The following is a 22,869-nucleotide window of genomic DNA, read 5'->3' as shown; positions in this document are numbered from 1 at the left end:
AGATCAAAAATACACAAGGTTACCGCGAGGTGGAGCAGCTTGGTAGCTCGTTGGGCTCATAACCCAAAGGTCGGTGGTTCAAATCCATCCCTCGCAACCAATAGAATCAAGGGGTTACGACGTTGTCGTAACCCCTTTTGGTTTTTCTTGGAATTATCGCTGCACTTTTGCTGCACTTTTCCCTATACCTTGTCCCGGTAGGGACGTCCCCTTCCGGCAAACCAACCGGAGACAAGGGATGGCAACTTTCACCAAACGCGGCCCGCATCAGTATCAAGCAACCATTCGTAGAGTAGGGTTCCCAACGCAGGCCAGAACTTTTGAGACCATGCGCGATGCTCGTGATTGGGCCGCGACAGTTGAGTCTGAGATGCGCCGAGGCATCTTCGCTGATCGTTCTGAAGTAGAGCGCACGACTCTAGGACAACTTCTAGAACGCTACGGCAAAGAGGTGACTCCAACAAAACGAGGCCAAGGACCAGAGCGCTCTCGTCTCAAACGGCTCATTGCTCACCCTATCGCACTTCAACGCCTTGCCGCCCTGCAATCCGCCGACTTCTCCGATTACAGAGAGGAGCGCCTTGGCGAAGAAGTGTCAGGCAAGACCGTTAGGGAAGAATTGATCTTGCTGTCTGCCGTTCTCGCTACAGCTCGTGAAGAATGGTCGATTCCCGTGGAGAACTGGGCCAGGCATGTACGCAAGCCCTCCCCAGGAAAACACAGGGAACGTAGGCTTGTTTCAGATGAAGAAGCTAAGCTGATGGCTGCGTGCCGAAAGAGTAAAAACGTTGGCTTGGCCTGTGCTGTTGTGCTGGCGATCGAAACTGGTATGCGGCGAGGTGAGATTGCGCAGCTAACCTGGGAGCATGTAGATTTTTACACCCACATCATCACCCTTGAACTGACGAAGAACGGAGATAAACGCATCGTTCCACTCTCCGAGCGTGCAGAACTAGCATTGCGCCAACTGCCGCGAAATATTGATGGGCGCGTATTCACTTTTCACGATTCGAACGGCCTCGGCGCGTCATTTGCTTGTGCATGCGAGAGAGCTGGCATTAAAAACCTGCGCTTTCACGATCTACGCCACGAAGCTGCCTCACGCTATGCCCCACGGATGCCTGCCACAGCTCTCGCAAAGCTCATGGGCTGGAGGTCGTTGCAGATGACGCTGCGCTATTACAACCCGCACCCACACGAGCTTGTTGCTCTTGTGCGTTCAGCTTGAACCTGCACCCAACCACAGGATGCGTGCCTCAAAACTGACCGGAGTTGCAGTCTTGCGTGAGACCCACGCCAGCGACGCGGGGATTGCCAACGTCTGCCGAGACGTTTGCTTCCTGACGTGCTGGTGAAGTTGCAGTCTCGGCCATGAGCTTTCGTCTGGTGCGCTGCCACGGACGGCTGGTTAAGGCTGATCTGCGACATTCGAGATCCAATGTCTGAGTGGCAGCAATCGCCAGCACCGGTCATTGAGCTCCGCCTGTTCTGAGCGTTCACTTGATCCTCGGAACCGACCATTCGGCTGCTCGGTTCATCACGCTTGATTTGGCACATCCGCTGGTTAGCTTCTTGTTCAGGCTGCTTTTCTGGCGCCTCGAACACTGGCAGGATCTGAAACTTTGCAGCGGTCATGCAGGTAGGCAGCAGCGGATGCGCGTCCTATGAGGGAGATTGGACCGCTTGGTCGTAAGGCCGGGCAATCGCACCTAACCTGCGATGAGCTAGAGCTGTTTCATCGCGCCCAGCGCATCGCCTCCTGAGTAATGCCACTCTGAAGTTTCTGCAGCAGTTCCCAAAGCATGCTGATCTGCCTATGAGTCGTTTTCCCCAGCACCTGCGATGCCTGGGGAGTTTGTTGGGAGTAGAGGTACTTTCCATGGTGCGTAACTGCATTGGCTCGCAGCCAGTCCAATTGCGGCAACATCACCTGCTCCAAGCGCTGTGTTGGCAGTGCGTTGGCGATCACAAGACCAGCGGGATCAAAGTCCACCATGGCCCAGATTGGCTCGCGACGTTTGTTGATCAATGCCGCCGCCTGGGAGATTGGTAGCCGCTGGTCTCCCCTGTAGACCACCAATACACGCAAAGCCTGCAAGTCTAGCCAAGAATACTCATTCAGGCGCCGGAAGGTCTCGAAATTCTCAACCAAGAGGATACGATCGCATCCAATGCGCAGCCCCTGCTCCTGACGCACCACCAAGTATGCGCCCGGCGGCGAACGCATCTCCTGGCCATCCAGGGAGCATCCACCTAGGCATTGGATCGCCACAGAATCATCATGCGGCCGCGCACTCAGCGCTTTCTCTGACAGGCCACCAAAAGCGGCCACATCGGCGCGCGTGGGGCGCTGGTTCCCCTTCCCCAACGCAGCCACCGGCAGGTCACTAGTGCTGAGCAATTGCTGCGCTAGCGACCAATGCTCAGCGCGATAGAAGACTTCCCGCCCCACTATGGTGCCTAGGTAATGGTGCTCGCTCAGATAGCGTGCCGCGTCGCCGGCGCGGCGCCGGCCGGGCTTGTCGGCCACCAGGCGTTGCAGGAACTGGATCTGCTGGATGTTGAAGGCCATGGGTGCGAGGAAGGATCGATTGAGTGTTCAGCCCGCTCTCTGTGCTCAGGCCCGCTTACGCGCCACCCACTGCACCTGGATGTCGTGGAAGGGTTCATTGATCGGGAAGGGATCGGGATCAGGCGGCCACACGTAGGTGAGCTCCATGCCAACCTTGCGCAGCGGCTGAATCAGGAACATGAGGAAGGCACCGTCCGTGAACTGTGCCAAGTCCGGGCGGCCGCGCTTCCACTCACGCAGCGACAAAGGCTGCTGCGCGAGCTCAATGCTCTCGATCAGCTCCCGGAACATAACCTTCAGCGGGTTCAACTCCACCACCGGCTCGCTCTTCTCATCCTCGATGATCATCTGCGGTGGGGGCGGCTCGCGCGGGGGCTCCAGCCGCTTGGCCAGCGGCATCTTGGTCACGATACCAACGAGTGCATCCTGGATGCTCTGATCCACGTCCTGCACATCCGGCTGCGGCCGCACCTCAATCGTGTCGGGCCGCAGCATAGCGAGGTCGGTGCTCTCGTCCACGGGAACTTCCCAGCCATCTTCGGTCTTGTGCTGGGACAGCCACATGGAAAAGCGCGCCAGGCGAGAGAGGCGCAGCTCCATCAGCTTGGCCTCGAAAAGGCGGCTACTGATTTGGGTCTGGGCGTCCTTGATCTGGGAAGTCCACTGCAACTGTCGTGAGGCAAGCCGCTTGATGACCATATGGCGGTATTCGAGCAAGCTGTAGGCCACCGCATCCGCGCTCACTGTCTCCACCAGCGTGTCAATGCGCTGCACATGCTGCAGGAAGCTCCTAACTTGACCGGCGTAGTAGCGGTTCTGACGCACCTTGGCGTGCAGGTCCTCGACATTGCCGTACTGAGTGGATAGCAAGTTGTGCAGCCGCTCCAGGTTGTGCTCAATCGCGTGTGCGATGTCCACCGTCGCGAAGTCAAAGGCCTTGGCCATGCGTGCGAAGTCGCGCATGGAGCCGCTTCGCCTCAGCTGGAGCATTTCCTGCCAGCGTGCTCCAGCCTCCTGGATCGGGCCGATGACGTTGCGCAGCGCCTGCAGCGCATGGTAGTTGCTCAGGTTCTCGGCGAGGAAGTCGCGAAGCAGGGGGTTGAGGCGGTACTCGCCCTCTTCGTAGGGCTTGAGCACCCCCATGCGGTACAGCGCTTCAATGCCGGCGTCGCGCTGCTTGTCACCGCCCAGCACCGCCCCCTCAAAGCCCTCGGCGATGAGCTCGGCGTGCTTGGACAGGGCATCGAGGACCTTACGAACCTGTTCGCCGCGCTCGCTCAAGATAGCTCCTCGGCGCCGTCCTGCGCAGTCGCAGCGGGTCCTGCGTCAGCATCCAGCTCGGCATCGGTGCGTGCTGTGTCCACCAGATCGCCGGCGACCGCGCCATCATGGTCATCTTCCCGATCATCGACATCGGTGTCAGGGATCACCTTGTTCTCGTCCAGGAACTGTAGCACCGCATAGAGCTGGTCGATCTTGCCCGTGACCTGGTAGATGCCCGCATCCTTGTTGGTCAGCAACACGTAGCCATCCTTGGCCAAGTGCTCCATCATGCGCTTGAGGTTGTCGTGGTTGCTCAGGTGCATCGAGGCACCGCTGATCAGGCGCCCCAGCGCCTTGAGCTGGTTCTCCAGCATCGTGGACTGGGCGACAGCCGTTTGAAGCTCGTACAGGGCAATGATCTCGCCCGGGGAAAGATAGGCAAAGCCCGAGGCGCTTTGACGGATGAAGTCAAGCATCTGCACCGCCGGGCCGTAGACATCCCGGAAGGCGAGCAGCTCAGCGCGAATGCGCGCCTGATCGCCGCTACCCAGGAACGTCGGCGCCATGAAGAAGGCGCCCTCGCGGCCCAGACGGGCCAGACGCTTGTCCATCTGCTCCAGCCAGGCCTCGGTGCACTCGCGCTCTTGCTGGTCCTCCAGGAAGTTGAACTCGCTGGGATAGCGGATATGGCAGATGTATTCGCCGGCCAGCAGGCGGTTGTAGACCTGTGCTCTCATGCCTGTACCTCCAGTTCGACGTCGACGTCACCATCGATGCACTCGCGGATCACCCCGCGATCCTCAATGGCGTAGCGGCGAGAGAATTCTTCGTTCTGGGTCATGCCCAGATCCGGCGAGCCTGTGACCACATCGATGCGGTTGTCGCGCAGCAGCTGCATCAGGGCCGAGAAGTTATTCGCATCGAAGGTCGCCACCTCATCAGTCACCCAGGGCACGAAAACCGGCTCGTTGCCTCGGATCATGTCCAGCATGCCGATCAGCAGGGTAATCAGCACCAGGGTGGATAGGCCGTTGGAGGAAACGCCTTGCAGTTCCTCGGTGCGGTGGAAAGCCTTGGGCATACCGTTTTCCACCACATGGCCCTCCAACGTGATGTAGCTGGACAAGTTCACTTCCAAGCTGCCGTCCGAGCCCAAAACGCTCTTGAAGTCCTCAATGGCCTGCTTGATTTCCTTGGCTGGCAACACGCCCACCGTGGGGGCCGCAAAAGCCTGCTTCTTCTGGATCTCGTCCAGCGCCTTGAGCTTCTTGTAGATGTCTAAATTCCCGAAATCGGTGCTGATCAGCAGCCGCAAGCCTCGGAAGCGCTCAAAGCACGTCACATCCTGCAGATTGTTCTGCAGGCGCTTGTTGAAGGTATCGACTCCACTTTCGAAATCGGAGATCGTCTTCCTGAACTTGCCCGCGTAGAGCATGATGGTGTCCAGCATATTGCGGATGTTGTCCACAACAGCCCCCTGGATCTGCCGTTCGCAAAGAAGCAAAGCAGCCGCTCTTGCAGTCACCGTCTCTGCGCCATTGAGGCTTTGCGATACGAGCTCGGCCACAGAGCTTTTGTGGGCCAGCAATGAAGAACGCAAGGACACGACCTTGGTGGACATGACGCCGTCGTGCTTATCTCGCTTGGTGATCATCTCGTTCACTTGAACGCTTAGGTTCTTCACGGACATCGTGTCGTCGATGACAGATGCTTCGAGAGGAGCGGCAGCGCCCGCCCTGTAGCTCGACAGCTTTTCGTCCAACGCCGCGAGCTCGTTGACATCACTAGTCCACTTGCTGATCTGGACCGAGTCCTCGCCCTGGCGCTTCTCGAAACTGTTTTTCGCCTCTTTGGCCTTCAGCTCAAATGCAGTGACCACTTCCGCAGCCGCCGTCACGGCCGCGGCTGCATCCTGTGCCTTGCGCTGCACCGTGATGACCAAGCTCTGGCCACCCGCCTCGCGCCATACTTTCCAGCGCTTGACTAGTGGCTCCTTTTCGCTGATCTCGCTGATCTGATTGTCGATGCCCTGGCGCTCACCCTCCAGCTTGGCAATGAAGTCGGTGTCCACCCCCTTCTCGCGCAACCTATCGTCACGCTGCTTCTCCAGGCTGGTGATCCGCGCTTTCAGTTGCCCTTCCAGTTCGCTGATCCCCTTCGTCAGGGCCAGGATGGCTTCATCACGCTGGCGCATGGACATCTCGATTTGCTTGTCAAAGTCAGCATTGACGGCATGCAGTTCACGCTCGTGCTTGCTCCCTTGATCGCGAATCTGAGTGGTCAGGCTGCCGATCAGGGCATTGACCTCTGAAAGCTTTTTCTCTGCATTTTCCTTGGCCTTCTTGCGCTCGCTCTTCACGCGATCGTCGGCCGCAGCCAGTTGCCGCTCCAACTCGGGCACCTGATTTCTGCGCTGGCTCAGCGTCGCGCTAGCCACATTCACAGAAAAATCTGCATCCTCGACCGCCTTGTTTTTGATGCCCAACACCCGCCGCGCTTCGGCCAGAGCTTCGTCAGCCCCCTTCATGCGGGCTTGGGCATCCTCGACCGCCTTTTGGGCCAAGCCATCGTCCGCCCATTCCGGTGCGGCAATCGCCTGGGTGTCCACGGTCCAGCCATAGAGCGTGCCCAGAGTTGCGGCCGCTTCATCCACCAGCTGCGGGCTCAGGTCAGCCCGGCTGAGCAACGCCGGATTTATGATCCGCGCCAGCGTTGGCTTCCAGGTTTCGTCCGGGCTTTGCCGAAGTGCCGCCAGCAAGGTGCCTTTGGCCGGAGTGGCGCGCTCTTGCGCGGCCTGCTGCAGTGCCTGGGCCGTCTCCAGCGCCTTGCGCGCTTCATCTACCAATCGCTCTTGCCTCTCGAACTCGTGCATAGCGGTGTTCTGAGCGCTCTTTGCGCGCAACTCAGCGCCTTCCAGTTCCGCAATGCCCTGCTCATGCTTGCGGTGCTTTTCCTGCACTTCGCTCTGCGCACGCAGGGCGTCCTCGGAGGCTTGTGCCGCGTTGGTGAGCTGCTGCAACTGCCCGCGCAAGCCCAGCTGATCGTCCTTGCGACCGCTCAGTTCATCCAGGATGGCCTTGTTCTCCGAGCGAGCCGACACAAGCGCCTCATCGCGCGCCTTGTTGATCGACTTGGAGGCTGTCTCGTGCTGATCGCGATGGGGCTGCTTGTCTTGCTCCATCGTAAAGCGACGCTTGGTGTTCGTCTCTTTCTCGCCCTCAATCTGAGCTTGGAACTCGGCAACGATGCCCTCCATGCCTGCGCGCGCCAGACGGATCTGGGCCGCCTTGCTGGCACTATCCTCGCGCAGAATAGGCAGTGACTGCAAGGCGATCTGCAGCTTGGCAAAGTCCACGTCCTTGAATTCGGCTGCCACGTTCAGCGCGAAAGCGTATGCGTTCGCAGCCACCACACTCGCCTCGCTCAACTTCGAAGCGGATTCCTGCAGGCGCGCGAGTTCAGCATCTTCGCGCTTGACAGTACCCTCCCACTCGGCGTCGAGTCGTTCGCGCTCGGCCTGACGATTCTTCACCTGATTTTGGCGCATAGTGCCAAGCGCCAGCACATCACCGCGCAGCTCGCGCAGGCGGCTCTCGGCCTTGTAAAAGTCCTCCTGCGCCTCACGCAGCAACTGGAACTCTGGCTTCAGCTTCAGCGCCTGCTCACACGCCTTGTGATCGATCAGCCACTGGTCGATGGTCTTAGCGCTTTGCTTGAACATGAGCTTAGAGCGATCACCGCTCATGCCCATGTCGTTTTGCACTTGGCTCACCACGACCTGCACGAAGTCGTTGAAGTTCACCGACTGCTTGACCATCGTGGCCACCAGCCTATCCATGCTGTCCAGTTGCTTGGGGCCGAACGAGAAGGTATGGCTCCAGCGTATAAGTTTGTCCCGGTTCTTGGACACCGACGGCGTCTTCAGCACCACCGTTCGGTATTCGCTGGAGTTGAGTTTGCCGGTGGTCTCCACACCCAGGCTGGATATCTGCAACTGAGTTTCTGCGTCGCTGAGGAAGCGCCCCTCGTTGACGAAGAATTCCTTACGAAACCCGCTTTTGTAGATCCGGTAGAAGGGAACATTGGAATCGGTGGGCTCACGCCGCATCACGGCCAGCCGCAGATCTTCGTCGCTGTTTGAGCCACGCTGGTATTCGAAGGCAATAGCGCTTACGTCAGTAGGCAGCACAAACTGCACCATGGCGTCCTGGCCACTGGTGGAGGAGATGAGCTGGCTGGGCTGATAACCGAAGAAGAGTGGGATCAGCCGCAGCGTCGTGGTCTTACCCACTCCGTTGGGGCCCACCACCGACGCTCCGCCGCGCGGGTCAATCTGCGTAATGCGGTTGCTAGGCACCTTCTTGTTCGTGCCTACATTGATCAGAATCATTCGGCGCAACTGGTACTTCTTGCCCGGAGCTGTGTCTTGCATGAGATACGGTGTCTTCGAATCGAGGTATGTCATTTGCGAATATTCAGTACTTGCTTTACTGCTTAGGCACACAAACTCGGCCACACCGATTCCATCGGATCCGGCGGATACTGTAGCGCAAGCATCGAGCACCCCGGGCCTGCCAATCTTTGTGAAGGCCTGGGGTAGGCGCTGGGAACCGTCCTCCGGCACTTAGGTCGACTTGGCAGCGAAAGCTGACCTTCTTCATCACTCATAGAAACGTCTGCTTCGACGCATTGCTGCCCCATAGCGAGCAGGTCGAATCTTGAAAGACCTGAATATGACTAACTGCCAAGGGAGGCTAGGTTCATGGCAGTCCGGATAGGCCTCACCCCTTACTCCTTAAGCCAAGCCTTCTTGATCCCCTCGAAGTTAAGCTGCCTCCACTCTTCCTTCCAGAGCTGGTAGTACGGGATGTCGGTTGACGAGGGCGACGGGTCACAGCGCTGGACCTTGACCAACGACGGCATCACCACAGACTCACCGATCAGCAGAGCCTCCCCGGCGCCCAAGGTTGGCAGCTTGTCGCACAGATTGCCGAGCGTGTCAGGCAGCAGGCGCGCGACGTAGCTTTGGTCACTTGGGTTGGTCAACCGCATTGCCAGGAAGTTGCTGCACTGGGAGAAAATCGTTTCGGAGATTTCCGAGGGGCGCTGACTCGACAGGAGCAGCGTCACACCGTACTTGCGCCCCTCCTTAGCGATGCGTTCGATCGAGAACCTAGATGCACGGAAGCGCGCCAAGTCGCTGTTGGGCACGTACTTGTGAGCCTCCTCGTACACAAGCAGAAGCGGTGCATCGGTGTTGATCTTCTCCTTTGCAGCAGTCCGCATCACCTTGTAGTGGTACCCGTACTCGAAAAGGATCCGCGAAATCAACGACACGGTGATGCTCAAGACCTCGAATGGGACGCCGCTCAGATCGACGATCGTGACGTTGGATTTCTTTTCCCCGTAACCAATCAGGCTCTTAAGAGTTCCCTCAAGCGTCGCTGTGTCTGCAGAGGGGCCGAAGAGGAACTGTAGGCGGTCCTGCTCCACTTTGCCCTCGAATCGCGTGAAGAACTTGTCCAACGATTTGTCGGCATAGCTTCCTGCGGTGATGCTCTCTCGCTTCGTTGGATGAAAATCGAGCCGGTTCGCAAAGTACTTATCTAGCCGCTGGTCAGTATTTAGTTTGAGGCCATCCCCTTGTCCCGTCTTGCCATCAGAGGGCAGCGTGTAGCTTGCGTCTACCACCATGTACCGCGCCTCATTCTTCGAGTTCACGGTCTCGTTCTTGATGTTGTACAGCGCGTTCAGCACCTCATGGATGTTGAACTTGAGCGGGCTGTCGTAGAAGACGTTCTTCGCCCCTTTGTTGTGGCGCTTCTTGTTCTCCGTTACCAAGTAACGGAACACGGCCGACTGGTTGTAGTTGTCGCGCTCCCCCGTATCCAACAGCACCTCTTCCAGCTCCTCGCTGTTGAGTAGCCAATAGGGTAAGGTCAACGTGCTCGCATCGAGGAAGTTCGCGTCAGGGAACGCCGTTCGGTACTCGGAGTGAATGTCGAAGATGACGACGTGCGAGTTATTCAGTGCGTACTGACCGTTCTTCGCGCTCACCGCCGTCTGGATGATCTTGGCAATTGTGTGGGATTTTCCGGCACCGGTGGATCCAACTACGGCTAGGTGCTTGTTGAAGAACCGATCGCCGTCCACCGGCACGGCTATCTTCTCGTTGGACACCAGCGCGCTGAAGGCGAACTTTTTGGCCGGCTCGACGGAGTCTTCGAATATCTTCTTGATGTCGTCTTCCGTCGCCGGGGTCACGCCCGTGGGCGGAATGGTCAGCGTATCGCCGCCGCGGATGAACTTGCCGTCGGCGATGATTCCCAGCGGCAGCGCCTCGATGATGTGGCGGCGTTCAGCCTTGTCATTCACCTCAATGCAGAAGTTCTCGATGATGGCGATGAGCGCGCAGTCCTCACTGTCAGTGATGCGCAAGTACGATCCCACCTTGAGGCTATTGTCATTGGCGAACGCCGAGATATTGCCAACCGAGATCTTGACCTTGTCGGGGAAGACCGCTATCACTTCGGCTTTGATGTCTTGAGAATCGCTCATGCCTGCATGACCTCCTGAAGTAGATAGGCACTGTTACTCTTTATCGAATGACACCCTGCGGACTTAGGCACGAGGGCTCCGTCGAGCGGCGTGCCCTTGTGGAAATCGTAGACCTCGACGACCGATCCAGTGCAAGCTGTGATGGTCGGAGCCAGCTGCTGCTCACCTGGCACGAACTTGATAGTCCAAAGGTTGTCCTTGGTGGGGGCCGCTGCCAGCATGGCGGGCGAGAATTCGGCACCTTGGAAAGGATAGCCATCATTGAAGGCCACGCCCTGTGTCCACAGGCTGAGCTTGAGCTCGATCAACTGCTCGAGCGTCACGCCTCGCAGTAGCACGTAGGGGCAGAACCGGTCGGCCGCAGGCGTTCGCAGGAGCTCCTTGTGAGAGAAGACCTGGCCGATTCGAACGAGCATACGGGTCGCCTTGTCCACCTCGTACTCCCCGGCCATGTCGATCAAGAAGAACCGCGAGGCCTTAGGCATCTTTGTTTTGCCGAAGTAGAAGTATTTGCGGCGGATCATCCGCGCGAAGTACTCGCGCCCCAGGTGTTCACGCAGCCAGGCGTTGAATACAACCTCCTTGCGATTGATGGCCCTCAAGAACTGATCCTTGGTGATCTTCCGCTTGGCCTCGTCCGCCTCGATGGCCAACCCCTGAATAACGTTGATCGCCACTGGGTAGAAAAAGCTCAGCGCGTCGCCGGCCTTGCACTCTGGGACCTCGGACATAAGGAGCTGGAGCACCTTGTCCTGCTGTTCATCGTAGGACAGCGCGTTTACGTCGATGTCTAGCAGACCGCGAAAGTTGACAAGCTGCACATCGGTAATTGCCAGTTCCTCGTGCACCTTGTGGGCCTGCTTGTCCTTCGTATAGGTCAGGAAGTGTTCTTTCAGAAACTCATCTGTCAGTGGAAGCACTAGCTTGTGTTGACCGCCTTTGTAATGGCCGCGCAGTCGGTACTTGAATAATTGTCCGGCGGGACAGCCTACGGCATGGAAATGCCGCAGCATATGGATGACAGCCTCTTTGATCACCGAGTGGTTGTACTCCGTGCCTTCGTAGTATTTGCACTGTACGAAGGCACTGTCATCGCCATCATCCAGATCGATGTCTTCTACTCCTTCGACCGTGATGCTCCCATGCTTGGTCGCTTGGAGCAATTCCACGATTGTTTGGTCGAATTGGTAGAAGTAGCCTTTGATAGTTGCGGTTGCGCTGCGGTCGGTCACGATCTCTCCTCGGATTTGACTTGGCGATCGTTGGCCGTCATTCGGAAGCTGCTCCGCCACCGGTGGCTGCGCTAGGCTTGGTCGTGTGAGACAGCTCGCGCGGGGTAACCCCCAAATCCTGCCAGGCTTGCGGGTGGCAGCTGAAGACGAGAATCTGATGCCTGCTAGCGGCGTCGTAGAGCACGCGTTTCATCTGATCTAGGCGATCCTTGTCGGTGTGGACTAGCGCATCGTCGAGAATAAGCAAGGTGGGTTTGGCGGCCTCCCGTAGTAGATCCGCGTACGCAAGCCGTGCGACGACGCCCATCTGCTCACGAGCCCCGACGCTGAGTTCCTCGAACTCACCAGTCTCGGCGCCGTTGGTGCCTATCCGGGTGATGCGCCCAGGTGATAGGTCCTCGCTTACCTCGATACTCGAGCCCGGAAACAGGATCTGCAGGTAGTGGTTCAGGTGCCGTTGAAGCGGCGCACGCAAGCGCCTCGCCAGTGCGGAGCGCTTCTCGGTGAGCAGTTTCCACAGGTGGCTTAGCGCCTTGGCCCGGCGCTCCAGCTCGGCGCACCGCCGCCGCACTTGGTCGAGTTCGCGCTGCTTGTCGGCTGCCACTTCTTCCAGCCCCAAAGCACCTTTAGCCTCGAGCTCGGCCTCGAGCCGGTTGATCTCGCCCGCGCGCAGGCCATGCGCGGCCTCCAGCTGCTTGGCGCTGCGCTCGAACCGCTCGACATCCTGCTGCAGGATCGAGACGTTGAGCGTGCGCAGCTGCTCGGCGAGCGCGTCCACATCTGCCCGGGTCGTGGTTTCGTGCGCGAGCGCATCGGTCAGCGCGTGGCTGGCGGCCGCCTTTTTGTCCGCACGCAGCGGGTCGTTGAGTGTGGCTCTGGCTGCGGCCAGCTCATCTTGCGCGGCACTGACCAGTGCATTCGCTTCGCTGACGGCGAGCTTGGCCTCGTTCAACTGGGCCGACGCGTCATCCAGGGCCGTCCTCGCCGAAGATTCGTCCGATTCCGCTTGCGACACGGGCACGCTGGCAGTCTCAGCCCCGACCGCTAGCACCATGGTCTCCTGCGTCTGCTTAGCCTCGGTCAGCTTGATCGACAGCGCAGCCACGTCCGCTTCCAAGGCTGCCAGCCCCTTCGGGGCATGCGCGGCGAGCACAGATGTGGCCGCCTTGGCCTCGGCCACACGCTGCGCGTGCAGCCGCTCACGCGCTTCTGCGGCAGCCAGGTTCGCAACGCCCAGGCTCTGCAGCAGCACGGCCAGCTCATCGCGTTGACGATCGCGGTCACCGATCAGGCTCTGGAGATCTTCACCGCCCGGCAGCACCGTGATGCGACCCACACCCTCGATGTCGATGCCCGTGCGCGTCACGACGGTCAGGCGTTCGGCGCCATTCATCTCGGCACCAGCCACCCGCACCTTCGCGCCAGGCTGGAGTTCGAACTCCAGTGCGGTGGACACCGCGTCCAGCTTCGCTTGAGCGGTTCGCAGGTGCTCGGTGCCCTCGCGCAGCCGCTTGAGTTCGACACTGGGCATTGCGAGCGACAGCGCCTCGGCTTGCAACTGCGTCAGCTCTTCCTGCTTGAGCTGCGCCTGACTCTGGCTCCGCTGCAGAGCCTGCACCCGTGTCATGAGGTCGGCGACGGATTTCTCCTGGGCCTGCCACGCGGCCACTTGGCGTGCTGCCACCAACCGCTCGCGTGCCTTCGTGCTCGCGAGTGTGGCCTCTGAGTGGCGGGGCTCCCAGGCCTGAAGCAGTCCTTGTGCCTTGATCAGCTTGTCCTGAGCCGTCTCCAGGTTCGCTTCGCGCAGGGCCAGTGCCTCCTCGTCGCGCTCCATGAGTTGGAGCTGTTGGCGCACGGCTACGACCTGCGTTGTGGCCTGTTTGAGCAACAACTCCTGCGCGGCCCGCCTGTCGGCCAGCCCCGTGGCGTCGTCTAGCTTGGTCTGAGCCTGCGCGAGCTGCTCACGCAGTGCCAGCCAAGGCTGCGCTTCGCCATCTCGCCCATGATCGCGGCGCAAGGTCGCCAGCCGATCGACGGCGGTTCGGTATGCTTCAATCTCCGCGCGAAGGACTTCTAGCTCTTCCTCCAGCTCCGATCGGCGCTTGAGCGCTTCCGCATACACACCGCGGGGCGCCTCGGTGGCTGGCGTCAGGAGCTGATTGCGCTCGATTTCCACGGCCTTGATGACATCGTCGCCAGCGGTAGCAGCCAACTCACCCAGAGAGTCACCCAGTGCGTTGCGCAGTTGATCGCTGGCAAAGCCGACGGCCTGGGCGAGCTCGTGCGAGGTGCCCTGTTTGATCCAGAGTAGACCAGGAATTCCCATGTGCCTGGGCGAGGTTCCGCCGCTACCGGCAAAACTGAACCCCAGCAGCTCTCCTAGGTGATTTTCGGCCTCGGTCCCGTCTAGGTGCCTGCCGTCGATGTTCAGCTGGCATCGCTTCTTGCCTAGGAACGCCTTGCTGAACCGCGCGGTCTTGCCGCCAAGCTCGAAGTCGATCTCCACGGAGGGAGTCGCGGAGCTGTCGCTCCACGGACGCAAGCCGCTAACCGACTTGGACTTGTATCGCTCGAAGAAAGCCGCCCGAATTGCTTCGGCTACGGTGGATTTGCCCGCCTCATTCGGGGCGACGAACAGGTTCAGCCCGTCGGCGAAGTCGCCCAGCTCCAGGGGCGCACGAAAGCGTTTGAAGTTCTCGATTCGCAACCGCTTGAGCTTCATACGCCAGCTCCCCTACCAGGGACTTGGTCGTCCAGGATCCGGGCCAGCGCCAGAATCGCGTCCCGCGCAAGTTCAGGCTCGGGGCCTGCTTGCTGCTCGCGCAGCTCCTGCAGCGCCTCGCCCACGAAGCCGTCGGCATGCAGCGCTTGAATGTCTTCCTCGGTGGGCTCGAGCCTCAGTGCCGCCAAGTCCCAGAGGACGGCCCGCGCTTTGGCGCGTGCAGCCTCGAGCGAGGCCAACAACTTGCGGTGCCCCGCCAAGTTGCAGGCCCCGGATAAGCGCACGTGAAGGACATCACTGCCGACCACTGCATCGAGCGTCCGTACAACCTCGTCGACATCCGAATCGACAGCTATCTGCTGCTCGATCTGACGCCAGCCGAACTTGCCGGTGGGAACAACAGTGACAACTGGCTCAAGGGTTGCCGTCTCGATGGTTACGAGCAGTGCCTGGCCAGACTCGTTGGCCTTGAACCGGTCCGACTCTGGCGTGCCGGCATACCAGGTCTTGCCATCCACCCTCTTTGTGCCATGCCAGTCCCCCAGCGCCAAGTAGGCCAAGTCCGCGCCTTGCGCCCTGCCCGCAGCGATCGGATTGGCGGAGTCCATGTCCTCGGGAAGGATCCCCTGCACGCTGCCGTGTGCCAGACCAATTCGCGGCAGATCGTCCATCGAGACGTGCGCCGCGAACCACTCGGTGAGGTCGACGTAGGTATGGCGCTGGGTCAAAGGTGCCGGCAGTATGGTGAACTTGCCGGCCACTACAACGGGCTTGGGCTCCAGGCAAACCACAACGTTGCCCGGGATCACATCGAGGCGCCGCGCTCGGCTCCATACCGACTCGGCCAGCGCCGCGTCGTGGTTGCCCGGCATGAGGACCCAGGTCCCGGTGAAGCCTTGCATCGCGTTGAAGAGCCGCCGGATGGTCTTGTCCGCCACCGTTTGGGCGTCAAACACGTCGCCTGCCACCAAAATGGCATCGACTCCGCGATCGGTCGCGATAGTGGCCAATTGTTCAACCACGGCAAAACGGGCCTCAAACAGCGCAGCTGCGTCGTCAGGCTCAAATTGCGCGAACACCCGGCCGATCTGCCAGTCGGCTGTATGCAAAATTGAGATCAAGTCTCCCCCTAATCGTTATGTCCAGTAGATGCTTCCCGAAGACTGCGGCGTAGCGGGCCGTTCACGGTTAGTTTAACGTCTTGAAACATTTGGCGCCCGCCTGTTTTGCCATCTCTTGCACCAGTTGAACATGAGAGTCTTAGCCCGGCAATTCTCGCCAAGCGGTTCGCCAACTGGAGAAGGGGAATCTCCACGAAATCCTATTTCCGTCAACAAGCATGTCGTACTTCACGGCAATCCTTGCGAAGGACCGACTAGAGCGATTCCTAAGAGCGGCTCCTCTTGCACTTTTGCCAATAGCCGTCAGGTGCGACTGTTCCCCCGACTATCTATGCACTGCGATAGCGTGCATCTTGCAGCTCATTGGTGGGTGGGTATTTATGGCCAGCGTCGACTGCTCACTTGGAAGCCGCCACGGGGCCGGATCGAGTCTCTTGATCGACCGCTATGTGGCTGTGACCGAACGCTCACGGTGAGGCAATGGGCAGCAGCAACCGCTGCGAAGCAGACATTTGCAAAACGGCTCGAATGGCCGTAGCGGGTCGGTTGCTGGCCGACACGAACGACCGCTGATGGGTACCTCAGATTCGTCGCGCTGCCCCATCAAGTCTGCCGTCCGGTGACAGACCGCTCACAGCCTGAAGCCGTCGCACGGAAGGCCGCAGCGGCGAACCGCTCCTGGCCGATAATACCCCTTCCGCATCGTGGCCGTAAGCGGCCGCCCGTCACATCGAAGATGCTGGGCGAGCGGCCTAGCCAAGGTTAGATCTCGGTCTGCTCAGAGATCTCCAAGGCATCATCGACCTCGATGCCCAGGTACCGCACCGTAGATTCGAGCTTTGAGTGGCCCAGTAGGAGTTGGACGGCTCGCAGGTTCTTTGTTCGCTTGTAGATCAATGTCGCCTTCGTGCGCCGCATGGAATGCGTACCGTAGGCGGACGGATCAAGGCCGGCCGAGACCACCCAGCGCTCGACGATCCTCGCGTACTGCCTGGTGGAGACATGGGGGCAGCTGTGCAGCCGGCTCGGAAAGAGGAAGTCTTCCGGCCTCAGGCCGACTTTCGCGATCCAAGCTGCCACGGCCGTGCGTGTAGGCTCGGTCAGTTCGAACTGCACAGGCCGATGCGTCTTCCGCTGCACGACCATCGCGCGTGAGAGTACCTGGTTGCCGTGCGTCACATCGCACACCCGCAGACTGACGAGGTCGCAACCTCGAAGCTTGCTGTCGATTGCGAGGTTGAACATGGCGAGGTCACGCACGGCGTGCGCATTTTGTAGATGGATGCGGATCGCCCAGATATCCTTAGGTTTGAGCGGTGCCTTCTGACCAACCAACTTCCCCTTGTTCCAGGCTTCCCGATGCGGATGTTTACGAGTTTCCATGATCGGCTCCTTACTATTGATCGGAGCCTGATTTTTGAGCTTGTGACGACCGGAAGCTATCGGGAAAGATGTCCAGGGGGGAACTATCGGCCATCTGCTGCCGTTGCAGGTTTCTAGAAAGCGGCCACACAGGGGACTGCTCGAATCCGAAACCTGACGGACGGCATATACGTGCTGTTTGGCCAGTGCTGCCAGTGAGATGCTCGGTGTGATGGGTCTGCTATGTGGCCGAAACCAGCACAGCGCACACAAGCATGGCCTTATTACTCCTCGAACAACTCCCGCTCCTTTAGCGATTCGGCGATGTTCTTCTCCGCGTCCTGCTTGATGAGGTCGTAGAGCCTATAAGCGGGAGAGAAACGAGGGAGCGAATCGAGAATGGACTTCGCTTTTTCCAAGGCCTCCACGTCACGGGGAAACGGCTCGCCCGGCGCCCCCTGTTTTCCTCCGCTCACGGCTGCGGAATACAGTGCGCTGGTGGCGGATTCGAGATACTTACTACCGTGCGACTTGGCCGCCGTGAGATAGCCGACGACGAAGGTCGGATTGTCCAAAGAGAATGCGTGGTCGGCCTCGCGGAGGATTTCCCCAATGAGTGAGATATCGAGGCTGTCGCCGGAGCACTTATTCCGCATGAAAGACAGCGTCCTGTCGTCCGTTGCGGAAAATACAGCGCCGAAAAGGTGCGAGGCGAAGTATTGGAACTTGTGGTCTGCGCCATCGCCACCTCTCATCCAAGACCATACGTCCTTGCACAAGTCCTCGAATGCCGCCGACTCGGCGAACCGTAAAGGCTCGTACCCGTACGGGCCGAAGTTGCAGGGACGGAACGCGTAATCCTCCGTCGAAGCCGCGTGCGCGACGCGCTTCTTGAAGAAATCCAGCGTTTCCACCGGGTACCTCACCGAAGTGGACGCGAGAAATTTCTGGATCCAATACTTTTCCAGAACCGGTATGGGGAACAGTTTGTCCAGTAGGACGCTTACCGAGCGGGAATCGAGCAGGTCGGGAGGAATCGGTCCAGGGGCTTCAAAGAGGGAGAGGACCTCGTCGGCAACATGCTCGGAACCACAGAAATTCGTGGCTCCTATGAGCTCCAACGTTTTCGCGGCGTCCAACGCCCCAACATGGCGTAACTCGCCCGCCGCAGTCACGACTTCGTATTCGTCGTCTGAAGAGAGAAATCCCTTCAGGGTATCGAATTCGTATTCGCCCAGGGATGAGTTTCCAAGGACTTGACCGAGACAGCGGGCCAGCGATGCTCTCAGTTCCGGACTCCCGGAAGCTAAGATTCTGGACGTAAACGCCCTTCCACTTGCGACGTCTTCCGAATAGATCCTCGGCAAGGCCATGGGGACGTAGCGGGCGATGGCGGATTTCGGTTTTCCAAGCGCGTACTCCATGACGTATTGCGCCAAGGAGTTTGTACCGGCGAGCAGTTCGTGGAGCAGGACGTGAGGCGAAGCATTCCTATTCAGTTTTATTTCTTCGACCCTCGCCAGCGTCGACGCTACGAAGTGCACAATCGCTTCCGGGTTCTGGAAGGTGTCGGCTATCTCTGCTGCGGTGTGCCGGATGGTAGCCTGCCATTCCTTTTGTCTGGTTTCGAAATTCGAATCTTCGACCAGATGCCCATACCCGTCGACGAACGCGCGTATCGTCCGGAATTCGAGGCTGTCCGGAGTAAGGGCGAATATCTCGTTTGCTACGTAGCTTGTCCTGCCGCTGGCGAATTTCGCGTGCCAAGAGATCGAAGAAAGCAGTTCGAGCCAGACGAACGGATCCAATATCGACGACAGCACCTTGCCCTTAATTGATTCCAAAGTGCCAACAAATTCGTCGGTCCAACGCTCGCGGTCCGTCTCCGGAACGGCAGCCCCGAATAGACCCCTCGGATACCTGAGCGCATCGGAAAGCGCCCTCGCGGATAGGATCGCGACGTCCAACCGCTCGGAATCGAGTCGGGCGATTGCAGCGGAAATCACATCTTTTCGCAGCGAAGCAACGGCTTCCTGCCTCACGAAGTACGGGCTGAACGAAAATGCAAGGCCATTCGAAGACGTGGTGTGGCCTTCGGTTTGGAGAATTCCGCTCAGGAAGTCATATGGCGTGTACGCACCGTTCCACGAGTCGGGGTAATCCAAGAGCGACAGTCCGAATCCGACGACCTCGGCGTTGTACTCGACCGGCTTATCGGGCTCCACCGCGCAGAGTTCCTTCAGTATGCGGATGGCGTGGCCGGGGTGCTGGTGCAACTGCCTTGCGTCCGATTTCCCCAATTCCCACAGGTAACCGCAGGCTCGTTGCAAGTGCTCAAAATTGTAGGCGGCGTACTTGACGAGTTCCGGCAGGTCCTTGGGAATCCTGCCTTCTGCGATGCTTTGTTCTGCGAACTGAAGCGCCCTCGCGGGCTGGTAGTACGCGACGGACGTCATTGCCTTGAAATGCTTGTCGCCGTATTCCCCCGTGGGTCGCAATTGCTGCCACAGCCCATCGAGCAATCGGCTGCTGGCGGTGTTTCCACTCGACAGCCGCCAATCTAGCCTCCCGAGGTTTAGCAGAACGTGCTCGACGAGTGATTGCGGCGACGCGGCGAAGATCTTTTCTGCATAGCCGGACGACGCGCCGTTCTCGGTTACACAGTTCTGCTCAATGATGTAGTCGGCGAGGAGATCCGGAGCGAGCCTGTACGTCAGGCCCCGCTTGAACGCTACGCCACCCGTTACCAGGGTCTTGACGAGGCGATTGCTGTCCGCGACGGAGATTCCTTCGGCATCCTCCAGCAGTTTCAGGAGCCCGGCGTCGTCCGGGCTGAACGGTTGGACCAATGCCAGGACCCTGAGGATAGAGAGGATGGCCTCCCTGTCCTTGCCTTGGGCTAGGTCTCCCGCGATCACCTGCTGGAAGCGGGCCAGAAGGGTCGTTCGGAACGCGCCTTCGGTGCTCAGGAGTTCCGGATGCAAATTCTCCTTCGCCACGATCTGGGCCGCGACGACCGTGGCCAACGGGCAGTCGAGGGTGTAGCTGCTCACCGCTTCGGCCGCCGATTCTGGGCCGCCGTACTCCTTCAGAACTTGGGCAGCGAGTTCGACCGACTGCTTCTGGGACAGCGGTTCGAGGCTGATTTGGAAAGTGTAGGGAGGCTGGAGAAGGACTGCGGCCGCCTGTAACCTGATCCGCTCGAGGCCGTACGTCCGGAGGGAAAGGACCGCTCGCGCCGAATTCTTAGGATTTGCGACATAGGCGAAAAGCATGGGGAGATCGTCTCGGTCGTGAGCGTCGTCAACGACCAAGAGTTTTTCGGCTTGCCCGAGACTCTCTAGATGCTTCGTAGAAAGCTCCTCCGTAGCGGAAAGGACTTTGACTAGTATTCCAGGCTTCGCGTCTTGGTAATCGACGAGGGCTTGGTACAGTAAACGGGATTTCCCTGCCCCACCGGAGCCGGTCAGCAGGGTGACGAGTCGATCCTTGTCGCGGATGCTGTCGAATAGGTTTGCGAGTTCCTCGCTCCGTCCCACCAGTTGCCACAGGTGGTTGAAGGCGCGCTCCTTGCGCAGGAACGCGGAGAAGAAGTCCTCGACGGACATCCAAGGGCCGGCCTCGACTTCGCCGAGCAACGCGAGTCGCTGCCCGGGAAAAAAGATGTCCACCAAGCGAATTTGCTCCAACTTCGAGATCTGGCGAATCCGTTTTGCGACGTCCTCTTTGTCCCACAGTTCCCAATCGGGATGGACGGCAATCGCGTCCCTCGCCTGTGGGCTGGCGATTCTCGTGAGCAGCAGGACTTTCTTGTCGGCGTGACGGACGTGTGCTTTGACGGCCGCTTCGACCTTCGCTGCGCCGAACTCCTTATGCCTCTTGCATTGATAGGTGCGTATCGTCCCATCTTGCAAAACGGCCTCGATATCCAGGCCGTCCTGCTTGTGGCCGGTCCCGCCGAACCGGTGCACGTCGGCGGTCGGGTTGAGTGCGGAGATGAAGAAGTCGCAAAACCGTTCGAAACCTTCCGCGCTCAGGGAGTCGATTGGAAACGGCTGGTCGAAACTGACCGTCGTTTGCGGATCCAGCCCACGCTCGCTCACGTTCTCTAGATCCTCAGGGCTTACGGATAGCAAGTGCGCGAGCCGAAGCATGTCCTTCGCCCTGGGGCGAGATGTGCCGGCCTCCCATCGGCTAACTGTCTGCTGCCGGACGCCCAGCGCTATGGCCAATTCTCTTTGCGTCTCAATTCCCGCTTGGATTCGGAATTGTTGGAGGCGATGGCCAAAGTCGGTCACTCTAGCATCGTTAGTCGTACTCATATCATGTGTGCAAAATGTTTTGAACACATGATGTGAGTACAAGAATGCCGAGTCAAGTGCGGGTGCTTATGAATTCCAAGTGTCTATGTCGCCTCAGTCTGCAATCAGCTACATGGCCGACATTGCTAGAGTGGCACGCCGACGGCAGCTTTAGTCGGGTAGTTCGCATGTGACCAACGCTCTAAACGTCGGCAGTAATCAGAGACCTGCCGCCCAGACTGGCTACCGGTGAACGTCTCTTGAGGGTCGGCAGCGCCTGTCCATGCACTGCGTAGCGGACATCTAGCAGTCCCATGGTGGATACCGATAGCCAGCGTCGGCTACTCACCTGAAAGCCGTCGCAGGGCCGACTCGCGCCTTGGTACTCGGATGACCGCTATATGGTTGTGACCGAACGCTCGCGAGCGAGGCTATGGGGGGCAGCAACCGCTGCTGATCAGGCGGCTAGAAGCTGATCTGAGTCATTCGCTGTCAAGTACCTAAACGGCTACAACCCAGTGTGTTTGAAACCGGAAGCAGCCCACGGATAGACATTCAGCACTTAAGTTCGCTCATCCGTTGAGTCAACCCTGCTGCACGCTCATGGGCAACAGCCGCTTTCAACTCGGCGTCTACTTGGATTTTACGGGCAAGATCCAACTGACTTCGGCACTCCTTCAGCTCCTGCTTCAATTGCGGTATCGACTCGTCAATGCGTAACGATGCTTTTGCCAGCTCAATGCGCAGCTTATTTGCAGTCTCTCGCTCACTCTCCAACTCGCGCTTGAGGGTTGCTGCATCTGCTTGCAACTGAGCCACTTGTGCATGAGCAGCGGTGCTCTCTTGTCGGGCCGTCTCCAGTTGAGCCTGTAAGGTGACGACCTGGGCTAACATTTGTTCGTTCTCTTGAATCAATTGCTGCTCGGTGTCATAGGCATTTTCAAGCTCTGCTGCTAACTCATCGCGCACAGCCTTCTCGTTATGGCACTGCAATTGCTCGAGTTCCCGCAATAGTTTTTCTGGTAATGGCCGAATAGCTGCGCCCAATGCCGCAGCTTCGCTGCGCCAGTTTCTCATGAACTTAGTAATGGTCGTCAGGCTGCCTGAGCCGATTTCACGCAATACTTCGCGATTAGAAGGCTGCTTGTTGCTTTCAGCCATAAGACGATTTGCTGTCGCGCTAACCAGTGCTTGCGTCAAGGGTTGGGTTGTCATTAGAAATCCTTCGAGGTGTTAGTGATATCGATATCAGGATTGATATCGCAACGATATCGCTGCCGTATCGATACAGTTTGATATCATCTAACCATGTATAGGCAGCACGGCCTAGCATGACGGCGGCTATTTCCACACACTTGGTCCGATAACCCAATACCTACCTTTGATCGTAGGTAGTTTCGATGCAAAAATATCTTTGCGCTTAAGCCCCTCATGGGGGCAGTGCACGTGCTATACGTAAATGAGAACAGTGTGTGCAAAGGTCATAAGCTTTGACGAACGCAGGTCTCAACTCTCAATGTTTCCTCTGATGTCCTCTCTTGGCCCGGGTGTAGCAACCCGGGCCCTTTTTTATGCGTTTTCAGGCTGAATAGCATTACGCAGGCTCATAGTGATCAAGGCTCCATGCATGGCCATCATGTTGGCCACGCAACGCTGGCGGGGGAGCCGCTTTCACGGGCCGCGTCGACGATCCCGAAGCGAAGCGCAGAGGTCGGCGCGGAGCCGCGAAAGTGGGGGC

12 protein-coding genes and 1 tRNA gene are annotated in these 22,869 nt (G+C 58.9%); 2 read left to right on the top strand and 11 right to left on the bottom strand.

The annotated features are described in order from the left end of the window. Window positions 1–23: 23 nt before the first annotated feature. Both ACFO3A_RS03275 and ACFO3A_RS03270 read left to right on the top strand, forming a co-directional pair. Window positions 24–100 (top strand) — tRNA-Met (locus tag ACFO3A_RS03275). Window positions 101–238: 138 nt separating this feature from the next. Beyond that, window positions 239–1,228: a site-specific integrase gene (locus tag ACFO3A_RS03270; protein WP_377723966.1), complete on the top strand. Its 990-nt coding sequence runs from the start codon at window positions 239–241 to the stop codon at window positions 1,226–1,228. A gap of 507 nt (window positions 1,229–1,735) precedes the next feature. Here ACFO3A_RS03270 and ACFO3A_RS03265 read toward each other — a convergent pair. From ACFO3A_RS03265 to ACFO3A_RS03215, 11 genes are all read right to left on the bottom strand, one after another. Then, window positions 1,736–2,572 (bottom strand): DUF7281 domain-containing protein, encoded by an 837-nt coding sequence (locus ACFO3A_RS03265; RefSeq protein ID WP_377723964.1) that lies wholly within the window; start codon window positions 2,570–2,572, stop codon window positions 1,736–1,738. A 45-nt stretch (window positions 2,573–2,617) separates the two neighbouring features. Continuing rightward, window positions 2,618–3,853 carry a hypothetical protein gene (locus ACFO3A_RS03260; RefSeq protein ID WP_377723963.1) on the bottom strand — a complete coding sequence of 412 codons (1,236 nt, stop codon included), beginning with the start codon at window positions 3,851–3,853 and terminating at the stop codon, window positions 2,618–2,620. Further along, the gene (locus ACFO3A_RS03255) at window positions 3,850–4,572 is read right to left on the bottom strand and encodes a hypothetical protein (protein ID WP_377723961.1); all 723 of its coding nucleotides are present in this window, start codon (window positions 4,570–4,572) and stop codon (window positions 3,850–3,852) included. Before ACFO3A_RS03255 ends, ACFO3A_RS03260 begins: the two co-directional genes overlap by 4 nt. Beyond that, on the bottom strand, window positions 4,569–8,267 hold the full coding sequence (locus tag ACFO3A_RS03250; protein WP_377723959.1) for an ATP-binding protein: 3,699 nt from the start codon (window positions 8,265–8,267) through the stop codon (window positions 4,569–4,571). The genes ACFO3A_RS03255 and ACFO3A_RS03250 overlap by 4 nt, the downstream gene beginning before the upstream one ends. A gap of 356 nt (window positions 8,268–8,623) precedes the next feature. Then, the gene (gene herA / locus ACFO3A_RS03245) at window positions 8,624–10,393 is read right to left on the bottom strand and encodes an anti-phage-associated helicase HerA (protein WP_377723957.1); all 1,770 of its coding nucleotides are present in this window, start codon (window positions 10,391–10,393) and stop codon (window positions 8,624–8,626) included. Next, window positions 10,390–11,625: a DUF4297 family anti-phage-associated protein gene (locus tag ACFO3A_RS03240; RefSeq protein ID WP_377723955.1), complete on the bottom strand. Its 1,236-nt coding sequence runs from the start codon at window positions 11,623–11,625 to the stop codon at window positions 10,390–10,392. Before ACFO3A_RS03240 ends, herA begins: the two co-directional genes overlap by 4 nt. Before the next feature lie 37 nt (window positions 11,626–11,662). After that, window positions 11,663–14,347: an AAA family ATPase gene (locus tag ACFO3A_RS03235; RefSeq protein WP_377723953.1), complete on the bottom strand. Its 2,685-nt coding sequence runs from the start codon at window positions 14,345–14,347 to the stop codon at window positions 11,663–11,665. Next, a complete protein-coding gene (locus ACFO3A_RS03230) occupies window positions 14,344–15,468 on the bottom strand; it encodes a metallophosphoesterase family protein (protein WP_377723951.1) in 1,125 nt (374 codons plus the stop codon). Before ACFO3A_RS03230 ends, ACFO3A_RS03235 begins: the two co-directional genes overlap by 4 nt. A gap of 762 nt (window positions 15,469–16,230) precedes the next feature. After that, on the bottom strand, window positions 16,231–16,851 hold the full coding sequence (locus tag ACFO3A_RS03225; RefSeq protein WP_377723950.1) for a tyrosine-type recombinase/integrase: 621 nt from the start codon (window positions 16,849–16,851) through the stop codon (window positions 16,231–16,233). A 263-nt stretch (window positions 16,852–17,114) separates the two neighbouring features. Further along, window positions 17,115–21,152, bottom strand: coding sequence for a helix-turn-helix domain-containing protein (locus ACFO3A_RS03220; protein ID WP_377723949.1), 4,038 nt, complete (start codon window positions 21,150–21,152; stop codon window positions 17,115–17,117). 534 nt (window positions 21,153–21,686) lie between these two features. Next, window positions 21,687–22,346: a DNA-binding protein gene (locus tag ACFO3A_RS03215; RefSeq protein WP_377723947.1), complete on the bottom strand. Its 660-nt coding sequence runs from the start codon at window positions 22,344–22,346 to the stop codon at window positions 21,687–21,689. Window positions 22,347–22,869 lie beyond the last annotated feature (523 nt).

Origin of the sequence: Comamonas nitrativorans (assembly GCF_042654765.1) — a bacterium.
Classification (GTDB): Bacteria; Pseudomonadota; Gammaproteobacteria; order Burkholderiales; family Burkholderiaceae_C; genus Comamonas; species Comamonas nitrativorans.
Note: the sequence above shows the minus strand (reverse complement) of the source record. Positions and strands in the feature narration are given on the sequence as shown.

Coding starts and splice junctions, on each gene's coding strand:
- ACFO3A_RS03265 (WP_377723964.1), bottom strand. CDS start 2,572: ATGGCCTTCAACATCCAGCAGATCCAGTTCCTGCAACGCCTGGTGGCC.
- ACFO3A_RS03250 (WP_377723959.1), bottom strand. CDS start 8,267: ATGCAAGACACAGCTCCGGGCAAGAAGTACCAGTTGCGCCGAATGATT.
- ACFO3A_RS03255 (WP_377723961.1), bottom strand. CDS start 4,572: ATGAGAGCACAGGTCTACAACCGCCTGCTGGCCGGCGAATACATCTGC.
- ACFO3A_RS03220 (WP_377723949.1), bottom strand. CDS start 21,152: ATGAGTACGACTAACGATGCTAGAGTGACCGACTTTGGCCATCGCCTC.
- herA (WP_377723957.1), bottom strand. CDS start 10,393: ATGAGCGATTCTCAAGACATCAAAGCCGAAGTGATAGCGGTCTTCCCC.
- ACFO3A_RS03270 (WP_377723966.1), top strand. CDS start 239: ATGGCAACTTTCACCAAACGCGGCCCGCATCAGTATCAAGCAACCATT.
- ACFO3A_RS03215 (WP_377723947.1), bottom strand. CDS start 22,346: ATGACAACCCAACCCTTGACGCAAGCACTGGTTAGCGCGACAGCAAAT.
- ACFO3A_RS03225 (WP_377723950.1), bottom strand. CDS start 16,851: ATGGAAACTCGTAAACATCCGCATCGGGAAGCCTGGAACAAGGGGAAG.
- ACFO3A_RS03235 (WP_377723953.1), bottom strand. CDS start 14,347: ATGAAGCTCAAGCGGTTGCGAATCGAGAACTTCAAACGCTTTCGTGCG.